This window comes from Pseudomonas entomophila, from assembly GCF_029193575.1.
In the GTDB taxonomy this organism is placed as follows: domain Bacteria; phylum Pseudomonadota; class Gammaproteobacteria; order Pseudomonadales; family Pseudomonadaceae; genus Aquipseudomonas; species Aquipseudomonas entomophila_G.
Window position 1 is genome coordinate 550580 of record NZ_JARGCS010000012.1, and the last position, 14943, is coordinate 565522.

Below are 14943 nucleotides of genomic sequence, written 5' to 3' on the forward strand. Positions count from 1 at the left end.
AGACCCAAGACGGATGCCTATGAACCCGAATTTCCTCGATTTCGAACAGCCGATTGCCGACCTGCAAGCCAAGATCGAAGAGCTGCGCCTGGTCGGTAACGACAACTCGCTGAACATCAGCGATGAAATTGCCCGTCTGCAAGACAAGAGCAGCACCCTGACCGAAAGCATCTTCGGCAACCTGACCAGCTGGCAAATCGCCCGCCTGGCCCGCCACCCGCGTCGTCCGTACACCCTGGACTACATCGACCACATCTTCACCGAGTTCGAAGAACTGCACGGCGACCGTCACTTCTCCGACGACGCCGCCATCGTCGGCGGTACCGCGCGCCTGGATGGCAAGCCAGTGATGGTCATCGGCCACCAGAAGGGTCGTGAAGTGCGCGAGAAGGTTCGCCGCAACTTCGGCATGCCGCGTCCGGAAGGCTACCGCAAGGCCTGCCGCCTGATGGAAATGGCCGAACGCTTCAAGATGCCGATCCTGACCTTCATCGACACCCCAGGCGCCTACCCGGGCATCGACGCCGAGGAGCGTAACCAGAGCGAGGCCATCGCCTGGAACCTGCGGGTGATGGCGCGCCTGAAGACCCCGATCATCGCCACCGTGATCGGTGAGGGCGGTTCCGGCGGCGCACTGGCCATCGGCGTGTGCGACCAACTGAACATGCTGCAGTACTCCACCTACTCGGTGATCTCGCCGGAAGGCTGCGCCTCGATCCTGTGGAAGACCGCCGACAAGGCCGCCGACGCCGCCGAGGCCATGGGCATCACCGCCGAGCGCCTGAAGAGCCTGAACATCGTCGACAAGGTCATCGGCGAGCCCCTGGGCGGCGCCCATCGCGACCCGGCGACGATGTCGGCGAGCATCCGCGGCGACCTGATCGAACAGCTGGACATGCTCGGCAAGTTCGACAACGACGCCTTGCTGGCGCGCCGATACGAGCGCCTGATGAGTTACGGCCTCTGATCCATTCGGGGCCGCATTGCGGCCCATTCGCGGGGCAAGCCCGCTCCCACAGGGGCGTACCGTTCTTACGGTCAACGCTGAACCTGTAGGGGCGGGCTTGCCCCGCGATGCTATTTCTTGTGAGGCACCCATGCTCGACCTCACCCCCTGGCTCAACGCCCCCGCCTGGCACGTCGCCTTCTCCGGCGGCCTCGACTCCACCGTCCTGCTGCACCTGCTCGCCGACCGCGCTCGTCACCCTGACGCGCCGCCGTTGCGCGCTGTCCATATCCACCATGGCCTGCAATCCGCCGCCGACGCCTGGCCTGTACACTGCCAGCAAGTTTGCGACGCACTGGGCATCGAGCTCAGCGTGGTCCACGTCCAAGTCCCTCCCGGCGCCAGCCTCGAACAGGCAGCGCGCGAAGCCCGCTACCGTGCCTTCAGTGCCATCGTCGGCCCCGGCGAGGTGCTGTTCATCGGCCAGCACCGCGAGGACCAGGCCGAAACCTTGCTGTTTCGGCTTTTGCGCGGCGCTGGCCTGCGCGGTTTGGCGGCGATGCCGACATCCCGGCCGTTGGGGCAGGGGTGGTTGGCCAGGCCAATGTTGCACCTTGCCCGTGAGCACTTGCAGCAATATGCCCAGGCAGCGGGGTTGCGTTGGATCGAAGACCCCTCCAACAGCGACACCGCCTTCGCCCGCAACTTCCTGCGCGCCGAGGTGTTCCCGCTGTTGCGCCAGCGCTGGCCGCAAGCCAGCCAGAACCTCGCACGGGGTGCCGCGCACCTGGGCGAGGCGCTGGAGCTGCTGGACGAACTCGCTTGCAGCGACATAGCCGCTGCCGTCCCCGGCGCGCCAGCGCAATGGCCCGGCCTCGACTCCCTGGACCTCGGCACCCTCGCCGCACTGTCCCCGGCGCGCCAGCGCAATGCCCTGCAGCACTGGCTGGTGGCCCGCACCCGGCTGCCCGATAGTCGCCACTGGGCTGGCTGGGAAGACTTGCGCGACGCCGCGCCCGCCGCCCAGCCGATCTGGCGCCTGACCGACGGGCAACTGCAACGCAGCCAGGGTCGCCTTTGGTGGTTGAGCGGCGCCTGGCTCGTCGCGCCTACGGGTGACGTCCTCTGGGACGACCCCCGCCAGGCGCTACCCTTGCCCGGCAACGGCAGCGTGCTGCTGGCTGGGGACGAGCCGCCGAGCGGCCTGCGCATCGCTTACCGCCAGGGCGGCGAAGTGCTCGATACCCCCGGGCGCGGCCGGCGCGACCTCAAGCGCCTGCTCAACGAACAGCAGGTGCCGCATTTCCTGCGCCAGCGTCTGCCGTTGCTGTTCCACGGCGAGCGCCTGCTTGCGGTGGCGAACCTGCCGGCGCTGGGGCAGGGGGCCTGGCAACTGTACTGGCAGCCACCGACGAACGTGCAAGGTTTGAGGTGAAGGTGACATTCCGGTAGACTACCCTCCCTTCTTGATACAGCTTCTGTGGGTTCCTCGAAAACACAGGAGTTGCCGATTACCAAGCAGTTTTTTGCTGGGCTGATTCTTAAAATGACGAGCGAGCTCCATGCCGGGACAACCCCGGTCTGTACAGACGCGGCAGTTTTTCGAGATGCACTGTGATTGACGCAGGTGACCGGGGGCTTCGGCCTTCCTTCGCTTTCTCCGGCGGCGCTGGCCGCCTTAACGCAGACTTCTAGGGTTTTTCATGACGCGCTACATATTCGTCACGGGCGGTGTTGTTTCTTCATTGGGGAAAGGCATTGCCTCGGCTTCCCTGGCGGCCATCCTGGAAGCGCGGGGGCTCAAGGTCACCATGCTCAAGCTGGACCCGTACATCAACGTCGACCCGGGCACCATGAGCCCGTTCCAGCACGGTGAAGTATTCGTCACCCACGACGGCGCCGAGACCGACCTCGACCTGGGCCACTACGAGCGGTTCATCCGCACCACCATGACCCAGAACAACAACTTCACCACCGGCCGTATCTACGAGCACGTGCTGCGCAAGGAGCGCCGTGGCGACTACCTGGGCGCGACCATCCAGGTCATCCCGCACATCACCGACGAGATCAAGCGCCGCATCATCAAGGGCGCCGGCGATGCCGACGTGGCCCTGGTGGAGATCGGCGGCACCGTCGGCGACATCGAGTCGCAGCCGTTCCTCGAGGCGATCCGCCAGCTGCGCGTCGAAGTGGGCTCCAAGCGCGCCATGCTGATGCACCTGACCCTGGTCCCGTACATCGCCACCGCCGGCGAGACCAAGACCAAGCCGACCCAGCACTCGGTCAAGGAGCTGCGTTCCATCGGCCTGCAGCCGGACGTGCTGATCTGCCGCTCCGACCACCCGGTCGATGCGTCCTCGCGCCGCAAGATCGCCCTGTTCACCAACGTCGAAGAGCGTGCGGTCATTTCGCTGGAAGACGTCGACACCATCTACAAGATCCCGGGTGTGCTGCATGCCCAGGGCCTGGACGACTTCGTCGTCGAGCGCTTCGGCCTGCAGTGCAACGGCGCCGACCTGTCCGAATGGGACAAGGTCGTCGACGCCAAGCTCAACCCCGAGCATGAAGTCACCATCGCCATGGTCGGCAAGTACATGGAGCTGCTGGACGCGTACAAGTCGCTGATCGAAGCGATGAGCCACGCCGGCATCACCAACCGCACCAAGGTCAACCTGCGCTACATCGACTCCGAAGACATCGAGAACCAGGGCACCAGCCTGCTCGAAGGCGCCGATGCCATCCTGGTGCCCGGCGGTTTCGGCCTGCGCGGCGTGGAAGGCAAGATCAAGGCCGTGCAGTTCGCCCGTGAGAACAAGGTGCCTTACCTGGGTATCTGCCTGGGCATGCAGGTCGCCGTCATCGAGTTCGCCCGCAACGTGATGGGCTGGAGCGACGCCAACTCCACCGAGTTCGACCGCAACAGCGGCCACCCGGTCGTCGGTCTGATCACCGAATGGGCCGATGCCACCGGCGCCGTCGAGACCCGCACCGAAGCCTCCGACCTGGGCGGCACCATGCGCCTGGGCGCGCAGGACTGCCAGCTGATCGCCGGCTCCAAGGTCCACGACTGCTACGGCAACGACGTGATCACCGAGCGTCACCGTCACCGCTACGAGGTGAACAACAACCTGCTGCCGCAGTTGATCGAAGCCGGCCTGGTGGTTTCCGGTCGTTCCGAGGACGGCGCGCTGGTGGAAGTGGTCGAGTCCAAGGACCACCCATGGTTCGTCGCCTGCCAGTTCCACCCCGAGTTCACCTCGACCCCGCGTGACGGCCACCCGCTGTTCAGTGGTTTCGTCAAGGCGGCCCTGGCGCAGAAGAACAAGGCCTGAGCCCATGACCCAGAAGATCATTCGCGTCGGTAACATCGAGATCGCCAACGACAAGCCGTTCGTCCTGTTCGGCGGCATGAACGTGCTGGAATCCCGTGACCTGGCCCTGAAGGTCTGCGAAGAATACGTGCGGGTCACCGAGAAACTCGGCATCCCTTACGTGTTCAAGGCCAGCTTCGACAAGGCTAACCGTTCGTCGGTGACGTCCTACCGCGGCCCGGGCATGGAAGAAGGGCTGAAGATCTTCGAAGAGATCAAGCGCACCTTCAACGTGCCGGTGATCACCGATGTGCACGAGCCCTACCAGGCCGAGCCGGTGGCCAAGGTCTGCGACATCATCCAGCTGCCGGCCTTCCTGTCGCGCCAGACCGACCTGGTCGTGGCCATGGCCAAGACCGGCGCGGTGATCAACATCAAGAAAGCCCAGTTCCTCGCGCCCCAGGAGATGAAACACATCCTGGCCAAGTGCGAGGAGGCCGGTAATGACCAGTTGATCCTCTGCGAGCGCGGTTCGAGCTTCGGCTACAACAACCTGGTGGTGGACATGCTCGGCTTCGGCATCATGAAGCAGTTCCAGTACCCGGTGTTCTTCGACGTGACCCACGCCCTGCAGATGCCGGGCGGTCGCTCCGACTCCGCCGGTGGCCGCCGCGCCCAGGTCACCGACCTGGCCAAGGCCGGCATGAGCCAGGGCCTGGCGGGCCTGTTCCTCGAGGCCCACCCTGACCCGGACAACGCCAAGTGCGATGGCCCGTGCGCCCTGCGCCTGGACAAGCTCGAGCCGTTCCTGGCCCAGCTCAAGCAGCTGGACGACCTGGTGAAAAGTTTTCCGACGGTAGAAACCGCGTAAAGCGCATTTCTCGGGTAAAGTACCGCCCGTTCCACCCCTGACCTATCGGTCAGGGGCTCCCTTCGCCAGGCCTGCCCGTGCCATGTCGCCTGGTGAACGGCAAGAATTCCCAAAGCTGCGTTGTTTTCGTCAATTCTGGAGTGCTTACAACAATGGCAAAGATCGTCGACATCAAAGGTCGTGAAGTTCTCGATTCGCGTGGCAACCCCACCGTGGAAGCCGATGTGCTGCTCGACAACGGCATCATCGGCAGCGCCTGCGCGCCGTCGGGTGCTTCCACTGGCTCGCGCGAAGCGCTGGAGCTGCGTGATGGCGACAAGAGCCGTTACCTGGGCAAGGGCGTGCTGAAGGCTGTCGGCAACATCAACGGCCCGATCCGTGACCTGCTGCTGGGCAAGGACCCGTCCGACCAGAAAGCCCTCGACCGCGCCATGATCGAACTGGACGGCACCGAGAACAAGGCCAAGCTGGGCGCCAACGCCATCCTCGCCGTGTCCCTGGCTGCCGCCAAGGCGGCCGCCCAGGACCAGGACCTGCCGCTGTACGCGCACATCGCCAACCTCAACGGCACCCCGGGCCAGTACTCCATGCCCGTGCCGATGATGAACATCATCAACGGTGGCGAGCACGCCGATAACAACGTCGACATCCAGGAGTTCATGGTCCAGCCGGTTGGCGCCAAGACCTTCTCCGACGGCCTGCGCATGGGCACCGAGATCTTCCATCACCTGAAAGCCGTGCTGAAGGCCCGTGGCCTGAACACCGCTGTCGGTGACGAAGGTGGCTTCGCCCCGAACCTGGCTTCCAACGAAGACGCCCTGGCCGCCATCGCCGAGGCTGTCGAGAAAGCCGGCTACAAGCTGGGCACCGACGTCACCCTGGCCCTGGACTGCGCCGCTTCCGAGTTCTATGAAGACGGTAAGTACAACCTGTCCGGCGAAGGCAAGTCGTTCGACGCCGAAGGTTTCGCCGAGTACCTGAAGGGCCTGACCGAGCGCTTCCCGATCATCTCGATCGAAGACGGCCTGGACGAGTCCGACTGGGCAGGCTGGAAGATCCTCACCGACAAGATCGGCGCCAAGGTCCAGTTGGTCGGCGACGACCTGTTCGTGACCAACACCAAGATCCTCAAGGAAGGCATCGAGAAGGGCATCGGTAACTCGATCCTGATCAAGTTCAACCAGATCGGCTCGTTGACCGAAACCCTGGAAGCCATCCAGATGGCCAAGGCCGCTGGCTACACCGCGGTGATCTCGCACCGTTCCGGTGAAACCGAGGACTCGACCATTGCCGACCTGGCCGTCGGTACCGCCGCTGGCCAGATCAAGACTGGCTCGCTGTGCCGTTCCGACCGCGTCTCGAAGTACAACCAACTGCTGCGCATCGAAGAGCAACTGGGCGCCAAGGCGGTCTACCGTGGCCGTGCCGAGTTTCGCGGCTGAGCAAGAGATGGTAAAAAGACAGCAGCCGAGGCTGCCTGAGCGCTCTCACTGAGGGCTCGGGCGCTTGCTGCGGGTTTCTGTCGACGAAGCCTGGCCTTGGCCAGGCTTCGTGCTGTTCGAGACCCCTGTGTCGCGGTCTTTTAACCTCTGGATACCTTGATGCGCAGTCCCTATTGGTTGTTTCTCGTCCTGCTCCTGCTTCTCGGTGGCCTGCAATATCGCCTTTGGGTGGGTAATGGCAGCCTGGCGCAAGTGGCCGAGCTTCAGCAGCAGATCGCCGACCAGCATGCGGAAAACGAACGGTTGCTGGAGCGCAATCGTGTGCTCGACGCAGAAGTCCTGGAGTTGAAAAAAGGCATGGAGACCGTCGAAGAACGGGCTCGTCATGAACTGGGGATGGTCAAGGAGGGTGAAACCCTCTACCAGTTGCCGCAGAAATGACCCAGCCACTGCCGGCCTTCTGGGCCGTGATTCCCGCCGCGGGCGTTGGCGCCCGCATGGTTGCCGACCGTCCCAAGCAATACCTGCAACTGGGCGGGCAGACGATTCTCGAGCATAGCCTCGACTGTTTCCTCGACCACCCCGCGCTCAAGGGCGTGGTGGTCAGCATTGCCGCCGACGACCCCTACTGGCCTGGCCTGCGTTGCGCCGGTGACCCGCGCATCCAGCGTGCGGCGGGTGGGCGCGAGCGGGCCGACTCGGTGCTCAATGCCCTGTTGCTGCTGCATGCCCAAGGGGCGGCAGACGGTGATTGGGTGCTGGTGCACGATGCGGCGCGGCCGAACCTGGCGCGCAGCGACCTGGACAAGCTGTTGCACGAGCTGGCCGATGACCCGGTGGGTGGCCTGTTGGCTGTGCCGGCGCGCGACACGCTCAAGCGTGCCGATGCCCAGGGCCGGGTGGCGGCCACGGTCGACCGCAGCACCATCTGGCAGGCCTATACGCCGCAGATGTTCCGCTTGGGCACCTTGCACCGGGCGTTGGCCGAGTGCCTGGTGTCGGAGGTGGCGGTCACCGACGAGTCGTCCGCGATCGAATGGGCCGGGCATGCGCCGCGCTTGGTCGAAGGGCGCAGCGACAACCTCAAGGTCACCCGCCCGGAAGACCTGGAGTGGTTGCGTCAGCGCTGGGCCGCACGGCGCTGATCAGTGATGGTCCGGGCTGGTGGTGAACCTGCAGGAGCGGGTTTGCCCCGCGATAGGGCCGGCACAGCCACTACGATTCACCCGGCCCGATACTCCGGCAACCGCGCCAACCCCTCCTTGAGATGATCCACCAACCTGCGCACTTTCGGCGACAGATGCCGTTGCTGCGGGTAAAGCGCCCACACCGCCGTGTTCGGTGGCTGGTGTGCCTCCAGCAACGACACCAGCGCGCCACTGTGCAGGTGCTCGAGCACGTAATAGTCCGGCAGCTGGCACAACCCCATCCCTTGCAAGGCCGCATCCAATACCGCCTGCCCACTGTTGCAGCGCCAGTTGCCCTGCACCCGCTGGCTGATTTCCCGCCCCTCCTGCTGCAAGGCCCACAGGTCCGAACTGCCGACCAGGCAGTTGTGCCGCGCCAGCTCCGACAGGCTATGCGGCCGCCCATAGCGCTCCAGGTACGCCGGCGAGGCACACAGGTACATGCGCCGAGGCGCCAGGCGCGTGGCCACCAGCCGCGAATCCTGCAAGCGGCCGAGGCGGATGGCCAGGTCCATGCCTTCGTGCACCAGGTCCAGGGTGCGGTTGCTCAGTTCCACTTCCACCCGCAACTGCGGGTAAAGCCCCATGAAGCGCGTCACCAACGGCACGATGAAACGCTCGCCATAGGCCACCGCGCAGGTCATGCGCAGCAGGCCCTTGGGCTCGCTGGCAAGGTCGCCCATGGCGCGCAAGGCTTCCTCGCGGCCATCTTGCAAGCGCTGGCAATGTTGCAGGAAGGTCTGCCCGGCCTCGCTCAGGGTCACGCGCCGGGTGCTGCGGTACAGCAGGCGGGTTTGCAGACGCTCCTCGAGGCGGGCGATCTGCCGGCTGATGTGCGAAGACGACACGCCCAGGCGCTCGGCTGCCGCGGTGAACTGGCCGGACTCGGCCACCGCGACGAATTCGTCGATCCCTTCCCAGCGGCTGCTCATGGATTATCCCTGCATGGCAATAATGTTTTGTGTTGGCTCGGATTATTCCTCAAAAGGCGGTGAATTACACTGAAGGCCTACATCGACACCTGTCTGGAGACCCGTAATGATCAAGTCCCGCGCCGCCGTCGCCTTCGAGGCCAAGAAACCCCTGGAAATCGTCGAAGTCGACGTGGCCATGCCCAAGGCCGGTGAAGTATTGCTGCGCGTCGTCGCCTCGGGTGTCTGCCACACCGACGCCTACACGCTGTCTGGCGCCGACCCGGAAGGCATCTTCCCGGCCATTCTCGGCCACGAGGGCGGGGCGATCGTCGAAGCGGTGGGCGAGGGCGTGACCTCGGTGGCGGTGGGCGATCATGTCATCCCGCTCTACACCCCAGAGTGCGGCCAGTGCAAATTCTGCCGCTCCGGCAAGACCAACCTGTGCCAGGCGATCCGCGCCACCCAGGGCAAGGGCCTGATGCCCGACGGCACCACGCGCTTCAGCTACAAGGGCCAGCCACTGTTCCACTACATGGGCACCTCGACGTTCTCCGAGTACACCGTGCTGCCGGAAATCTCCGTGGCCAAGATCCAGAAAGAAGCGCCGCTGGAGAAAGTCTGCCTGCTCGGCTGCGGCGTCACGACCGGTATCGGCGCGGTGCTCAACACCGCCAAGGTCAAGGCGGGCGACACCGTGGCGATCTTCGGCCTGGGCGGCATCGGCCTGTCGGCGGTGATCGGCGCGGTCAAGGCCAAGGCCTCGCGCATCATCGCCATCGACATCAACCCGGCCAAGTTCGAGATCGCCCGCCAGTTGGGCGCGACCGATTGCGTTAACCCGAAGGATTACGACCGTCCCATCCAGGAAGTGATCGTCGATCTCACCGACGGCGGTGTGGACTTCTCCTTCGAGTGCATCGGCAATGTGCAACTGATGCGTGCGGCCTTGGAATGCTGCCACAAGGGGTGGGGCGAATCGGTGATCATCGGTGTCGCCGGTGCCGGCCAGGAAATCGCCACCCGTCCGTTCCAGCTGGTCACCGGTCGCGTCTGGCGCGGTTCGGCGTTTGGCGGCGTGCGCGGTCGCAGCGAACTGCCAAGCTACGTCGAGATGGCCGAGAAGGGCGAGATTCCGCTGGATACCTTCATCACCCACACCATGGGCCTGGAGGACATCAACAAAGCCTTCGACCTGATGCACGAAGGCAAGAGCATTCGCAGCGTGATCCACTTCTGAGGTCAGCCATGAGCCTGGAAAACATCTCCTGCCAGAAAAGCTTCGGCGGCTGGCACAAGCGCTACCGGCATCACTCCAAGGTGCTGGGCTGCGACATGGTCTTCGCCGTCTACCTGCCGCCGCAGGCCGAGCAGGGCGAGACACTGCCGGTGCTGTACTGGCTCAGCGGGCTGACCTGCACCGACGAGAACTTCATGCAGAAGGCTGGCGCCCAGCGCCTGGCCGCCGAGCTCGGGCTGATCATCGTCGCCCCCGACACCAGTCCGCGTGGCGAGCAGGTGCCGGGCGACCCGGACGGCGCCTGGGACTTCGGCCTGGGTGCCGGCTTCTATCTCAATGCCACCCAGCAACCCTGGGCCCAGCACTACCGCATGCATGACTATGTGGTGCAGGAGCTGCCAGCACTGATCGAGGCGCATTTCCCGGCCTCTGACCAACGCAGTATCAGCGGTCACTCCATGGGCGGGCATGGCGCACTGGTGTGCGCCTTGCGCAACCTTGGGCGTTATCGTTCGGTGTCGGCGTTCTCGCCGATCAGCAACCCCATGGATTGCCCATGGGGCGAGAAGGCCTTCTCCCGCTACCTGGGCGAAGACCGGGCACGCTGGCGCGAGTGGGATGCCAGCGTGCTGCTGGCCGAAACCCCGAGCGGGCAGTGCCCGCCACTGCTGATCGACCAGGGCGACCGTGACGACTTCCTCGACAAGCAGCTCAAGCCCCAGGCGCTGGAGCAGGCGGCGCGCAAGGGCGGGCATGCGCTGACCCTGCGCTTGCAGCCGGGGTATGACCACAGCTACTACTTCATCGCCAGTTTCATCGACGAGCACCTGCGCCATCACGCCATGGCGCTGGGGCGTGTATAGCGCGGTCCCTGCGCTCGCCTGCGCAACCCCCGCAACTGCACGGTAAAAGCAGGTAGAATCACGCCCTGACTTCATCAGGGCGTTTTTCTATGCGTATTGGCCACGGCTACGATGTGCACCGCTTCACCGACGGTGATTTCATTACCTTGGGAGGCGTGCGCATCCCTCACACCTCTGGCCTGTTGGCCCACTCCGACGGCGACGTGGTATTGCACGCCCTGAGCGATGCCCTGCTCGGCGCGGCGGCCCTCGGCGACATCGGCAAGCACTTCCCCGACACCGACCCGCAGTTCAAGGGCGCCGACAGCCGCGTGTTGCTGCGCCATGTGCTGAGCATCGTCCAGGCCAAGGGCTGGAAGGTGGGTAACGTCGACACCACCATCGTCGCCCAGGCGCCGAAGATGGCGCCGCACATCCAGGCCATGCGCGAGCGCATCGCCGCGGACCTGCAGGTCGAGCTCGACCAGGTCAACGTCAAGGCCACCACCACCGAGAAGCTCGGCTTCACTGGTCGTGAGGAGGGCATCGCGGTACACGCGGTGGCCCTGCTGCTGCCCGTATGACCGAACAGGAACTGCTGGGGCCGCGGGCCTGCGGGGCCGCGCTGGGGAGTGCGGTGCTCAAGGCCGTGGCCGAGGATTTCCAGGTCGACGAGGTACTGGACATCCCGCTGTCCGGCCAAGGCGAGCACCTGTGGCTGTGGGTCGAGAAGCGCGACCTCAACACCGAGGAGGCCGCCCGCCGTCTGGCCCGTGCCGCCGGTGTGCCGGTGCGGGCGATCAGCTACGCCGGGCTCAAGGACCGTCAGGCCCTGACCCGGCAATGGTTCAGCCTGCACCTGCCAGGCAAGGCCGACCCCGACTTGTCGCGCGCCGAGGACGCCACCCTGCGCGTGCTCAAGCAGGTGCGCCATCAGCGCAAGCTGCAGCGCGGCGCGCATTCGGCCAACGGCTTCACCCTGCGCCTGACGGCCCTGGCGGCCGAGCGCCAGGCGCTGGACGCGCGTCTGGAGCAACTCAAGGCTCAGGGCGTGCCCAACTACTTCGGCGCCCAGCGCTTCGGCCATGCCGGCGGCAACGTTCACGACGCGCTCGAGTGGGCGGCCCGCGAGGCCCTGCCAGAACAGCGCAACCTGCGTTCGCGGCTGCTTTCGGCGGGGCGCAGCTACCTGTTCAACCAGGTGCTGGCGGCGCGAGTCGCCGACGGTAGCTGGAACCGAGCGCAGGTCGGCGACCTGCTGGCCTTCACCGACAGCCGTAGCTTCTTTCCGGCGGGCGAGGCGGAATGTTCCGATCCACGCCTGGCCATTCTCGACCTGCACCCTACCGGCCCGATGTGGGGTGAAGGCGCCACGACCAGTGCCGGCGCCACCGCCGTGCTTGAAACCGAGGTCGCTGAACGGATGCCCGCACTGTGCCAATGGCTGGCCAGGGCGGGCCTAGGTCACGAACGACGTATCTTGCGGCTCCCTATTGGGCGTCTGACATGGCATTATCCCGAGCCTGATATCCTGCAACTGGAATTCGTCCTTCCGGCCGGATGCTTCGCCACCGTGGTGGTGCGCGAGCTTGTCGATCTGGTGCCGGCAGGGCAGACGGACAGCCCATGCGTATTCTGATTTCCAATGACGATGGTGTTACCGCACCCGGCATCGCCGCGCTGCATGCAGCGCTGGCCGACTATGCCGAGTGCGTGGTGATCGCCCCGGATCAAGACAAGAGCGGTGCCAGCAGTTCGCTGACACTGGACCGCCCACTGCATCCGCAGGTCCTGGCCAACGGTTTCATCAGCCTCAACGGCACGCCCACCGATTGCGTGCACCTGGGGCTCAACGGCCTGTTGCCGGAAACGCCCGACATGGTCGTTTCCGGCATCAACCTGGGCGCCAACCTGGGGGATGACGTGCTGTATTCCGGCACGGTCGCCGCCGCGCTGGAAGGGCGTTTCCTCGGCGGCACCTCGCTGGCCTTCTCGCTGCTCTCGCGCCTGCCCGACAACCTGCCGACCGCGGCCTACGTCGCCCGGCGCCTGGTAGAGGCGCAGTCGCGCCTGGAACTGCCCCCGCGCACGGTGCTCAACGTCAACATCCCCAACCTGCCGCTGGAGCACATCCGTGGCATCCAGCTGACCCGCCTGGGCCACCGCGCCCGGGCCGCGGCGCCGACCAAGGTGGTCAACCCGCGCGGCAAGGAAGGCTACTGGATCGCCGTGGCCGGTGATGCCGAGGACGGCGGGCCCGGCACCGACTTCCATGCGGTGATGCAAGGCTACGTGTCGATTACGCCGTTGCAACTGGACCGCACCTTCAACGATGCCTTCGAGCGCCTCGACGGCTGGCTGGAGGGGCTGCTCTGATGCGTGAACAGGACGATCTGCAGCGGCGCGGCATCGGCATGACTTCCCAGCGCACCCGGGAGCGGCTGATCCAGCGTCTGTACGAGGAGGGCGTGTCGAACACCAAAGTGCTCGAGACCATCCGCCGTACCCCGCGTCACCTGTTCGTCGATGAGGCGCTGGCGCATCGGGCCTACGAAGACACCGCCCTGCCGATCGGGCACAACCAGACCATCTCCCAGCCATTCATGGTCGCGCACATGAGCGAGCTGCTGCTGGAGGCGGGGCCGCTGGACAAGGTGCTGGAAATCGGCACGGGCTCCGGCTACCAGACCGCGATCCTCGCCCAGTTGGTGGAGCGGGTGTTTTCGGTCGAGCGCATCAAGGTTCTGCAGGATCGCGCCAAGGAGCGCCTGGTGGAACTCAACCTGCGCAACGTGGTGTTCCGCTGGGGTGATGGCTGCGAGGGTTGGCCGGCACTGGCGCCCTACAATGGCATCATCGTCACCGCCGTGGCGCCGGAGGTGCCCCAGGCACTGCTGGACCAGCTGGCGCCGGGGGGGCGCATGGTGATCCCGGTCGGCGCGGCTGGCGAGTCGCAGCAACTGATGCTGATCGTCCGCGAGGAGCACGGCTTCTCCCGTCGGGTGCTGGGCGCCGTGCGTTTCGTGCCGTTGCTCAACGGCCCGGTGGCCTGAGCTGGGCGGAATATTTGCGGCGACGAAGAATTCTTGCGCCGCCGGCCTGTCTATCTGGCGGGGCACCCGCTGACTCAATCGAGGGCGCGGCCTTGATCGAGCGCCCATATGGGGTAGGCTCGGTTATAATTGAAACAATATTGCATTTTGTCACATCAGATTTCTGCACCATGAGGGGAGCGCGGGTGGGTCACACAGTCATGCGGCAGCGCAAGGATCGATCGGGTTTCAAGCTTCTGGTGATTGCGCTGGCCATGGGCACCTTGCTGGCCGGCTGCTCCAGCAGCGGACCGAGCGGTGCGCGGGTAGTCGACCGCAACAGCACGGTGCCCAAGCGGCCGACCGTGACCTCGGGGCAGTATGTCGTCAAGCCGGGCGACACCCTGTATTCCATCGCCTTCCGCTACGGCTGGGACTACAAGGAGCTGGCCGCACGCAACAGCATCGACGCGCCTTACACCATCCGTCCCGGCCAGACCATCCGTTTCAACAGCGCTGCGGGCGGCAGCACCACGGTTGTGTCGAGCCCATCGTCGTCGAGCAAGACCACCGTCATCCGCCGCCCGGTGGCGACCACCACGCCGCCGCCGAGCTCCGACAAATCCACTTCGCCGCCTGCGGTCAGCACCGCCCCAGTGGTCACTCAAGTGCCCGCCGCCGAGCGTTCGGCCGGAGGCTGGACCTGGCCGGCCAACGGTGTGCTGATTGGAAAATTCGCTTCAAACGGTAGTTTGAATAAAGGCATTGATATCGCCGGTGATTTGGGACAGCCTGTTTTTGCTGCGTCTGATGGTGCGGTGGTTTACGCCGGGAGTGGCTTGCGGGGCTACGGCGAGCTGGTCATCATCAAGCACAGCGATACCTACGTCAGTGCCTACGGTCACAACCGTAGGCTGATGGTTCGGGAGGGGCAGCAGGTCAAGGCAGGGCAGACGATCGCAGAAATGGGGTCTACGGGCACTGATCGGGTGAAGCTGCATTTCGAGATTCGCCGGCAGGGAAAACCCGTCGATCCTCTCCAGTTCCTGCCACGCCGTTGATGGTTGCACCCGGCCTGTTCCTTGGATGTAGAGGGGACAGGCTCCAGCGATGCCAGGGAATCAGGTGCCGCTAGAGTCTGAGTTCGAACTCAGCAAAGGA

15 protein-coding genes are annotated in these 14943 nt (G+C 65.1%); 14 read left to right on the forward strand and 1 reads right to left on the reverse strand.

Features of this window, described 5'->3' with window-relative positions; all coding sequences use genetic code 11:
• The first annotated feature begins 19 nt into the window (after positions 1-19).
• From P0Y43_RS07235 to ispD, 7 genes are all read left to right on the forward strand, one after another.
• Entirely contained in the window at positions 20-967 is a 948-nt protein-coding gene (locus P0Y43_RS07235; protein ID WP_275636608.1) for an acetyl-CoA carboxylase carboxyltransferase subunit alpha, read from the forward strand.
• A 130-nt stretch (positions 968-1097) separates the two neighbouring features.
• Positions 1098-2381, forward strand: coding sequence for a tRNA lysidine(34) synthetase TilS (tilS, locus tag P0Y43_RS07240; RefSeq protein ID WP_275636609.1), 1284 nt, complete (start codon positions 1098-1100; stop codon positions 2379-2381).
• A 268-nt stretch (positions 2382-2649) separates the two neighbouring features.
• Entirely contained in the window at positions 2650-4278 is a 1629-nt protein-coding gene (locus P0Y43_RS07245; RefSeq protein WP_275636610.1) for a CTP synthase, read from the forward strand.
• Positions 4279-4282: 4 nt separating this feature from the next.
• The gene (gene kdsA / locus P0Y43_RS07250; RefSeq protein ID WP_275636611.1) at positions 4283-5128 is read left to right on the forward strand and encodes a 3-deoxy-8-phosphooctulonate synthase; all 846 of its coding nucleotides are present in this window, start codon (positions 4283-4285) and stop codon (positions 5126-5128) included.
• 152 nt (positions 5129-5280) lie between these two features.
• Entirely contained in the window at positions 5281-6570 is a 1290-nt protein-coding gene (eno, locus tag P0Y43_RS07255; protein ID WP_275636612.1) for a phosphopyruvate hydratase, read from the forward strand.
• A 159-nt stretch (positions 6571-6729) separates the two neighbouring features.
• Positions 6730-7011 (forward strand): cell division protein FtsB, encoded by a 282-nt coding sequence (gene ftsB, locus P0Y43_RS07260; RefSeq protein ID WP_054891061.1) that lies wholly within the window; start codon positions 6730-6732, stop codon positions 7009-7011.
• Entirely contained in the window at positions 7008-7715 is a 708-nt protein-coding gene (gene ispD / locus P0Y43_RS07265; RefSeq protein ID WP_275636613.1) for a 2-C-methyl-D-erythritol 4-phosphate cytidylyltransferase, read from the forward strand. The genes ftsB and ispD overlap by 4 nt, the downstream gene beginning before the upstream one ends.
• 77 nt (positions 7716-7792) lie before the next feature.
• Here ispD and P0Y43_RS07270 read toward each other — a convergent pair whose 3' ends face one another.
• Complete coding sequence (locus P0Y43_RS07270; RefSeq protein ID WP_275636614.1) at positions 7793-8689, reverse strand: LysR substrate-binding domain-containing protein; 897 nt, start codon at positions 8687-8689, stop codon at positions 7793-7795.
• Between the two features lie 106 nt (positions 8690-8795).
• On the opposite strand from P0Y43_RS07270, the gene P0Y43_RS07275 reads away from it, so the two are divergent.
• The 7 genes from P0Y43_RS07275 (at position 8796) to P0Y43_RS07305 (ending at position 14843) form a co-directional block, all read left to right on the forward strand.
• Complete coding sequence (locus tag P0Y43_RS07275; protein WP_275636615.1) at positions 8796-9908, forward strand: S-(hydroxymethyl)glutathione dehydrogenase/class III alcohol dehydrogenase; 1113 nt, start codon at positions 8796-8798, stop codon at positions 9906-9908.
• 8 nt (positions 9909-9916) lie between these two features.
• The gene (gene fghA, locus P0Y43_RS07280) at positions 9917-10771 is read left to right on the forward strand and encodes an S-formylglutathione hydrolase (protein WP_275636616.1); all 855 of its coding nucleotides are present in this window, start codon (positions 9917-9919) and stop codon (positions 10769-10771) included.
• A gap of 89 nt (positions 10772-10860) precedes the next feature.
• Entirely contained in the window at positions 10861-11334 is a 474-nt protein-coding gene (gene ispF, locus P0Y43_RS07285) for a 2-C-methyl-D-erythritol 2,4-cyclodiphosphate synthase (RefSeq protein ID WP_275636617.1), read from the forward strand.
• Positions 11331-12389, forward strand: coding sequence for a tRNA pseudouridine(13) synthase TruD (truD, locus tag P0Y43_RS07290; RefSeq protein ID WP_275636618.1), 1059 nt, complete (start codon positions 11331-11333; stop codon positions 12387-12389). The genes ispF and truD overlap by 4 nt, the downstream gene beginning before the upstream one ends.
• Positions 12377-13126 (forward strand): 5'/3'-nucleotidase SurE, encoded by a 750-nt coding sequence (gene surE / locus P0Y43_RS07295; RefSeq protein ID WP_275636619.1) that lies wholly within the window; start codon positions 12377-12379, stop codon positions 13124-13126. The genes truD and surE overlap by 13 nt, the downstream gene beginning before the upstream one ends.
• Before the next feature lie 38 nt (positions 13127-13164).
• Positions 13165-13803 carry a protein-L-isoaspartate(D-aspartate) O-methyltransferase gene (locus tag P0Y43_RS07300; RefSeq protein ID WP_275636715.1) on the forward strand — a complete coding sequence of 213 codons (639 nt, stop codon included), beginning with the start codon at positions 13165-13167 and terminating at the stop codon, positions 13801-13803.
• A 185-nt stretch (positions 13804-13988) separates the two neighbouring features.
• Positions 13989-14843, forward strand: coding sequence for a peptidoglycan DD-metalloendopeptidase family protein (locus tag P0Y43_RS07305; RefSeq protein ID WP_275636620.1), 855 nt, complete (start codon positions 13989-13991; stop codon positions 14841-14843).
• Positions 14844-14943: the final 100 nt, after the last annotated feature.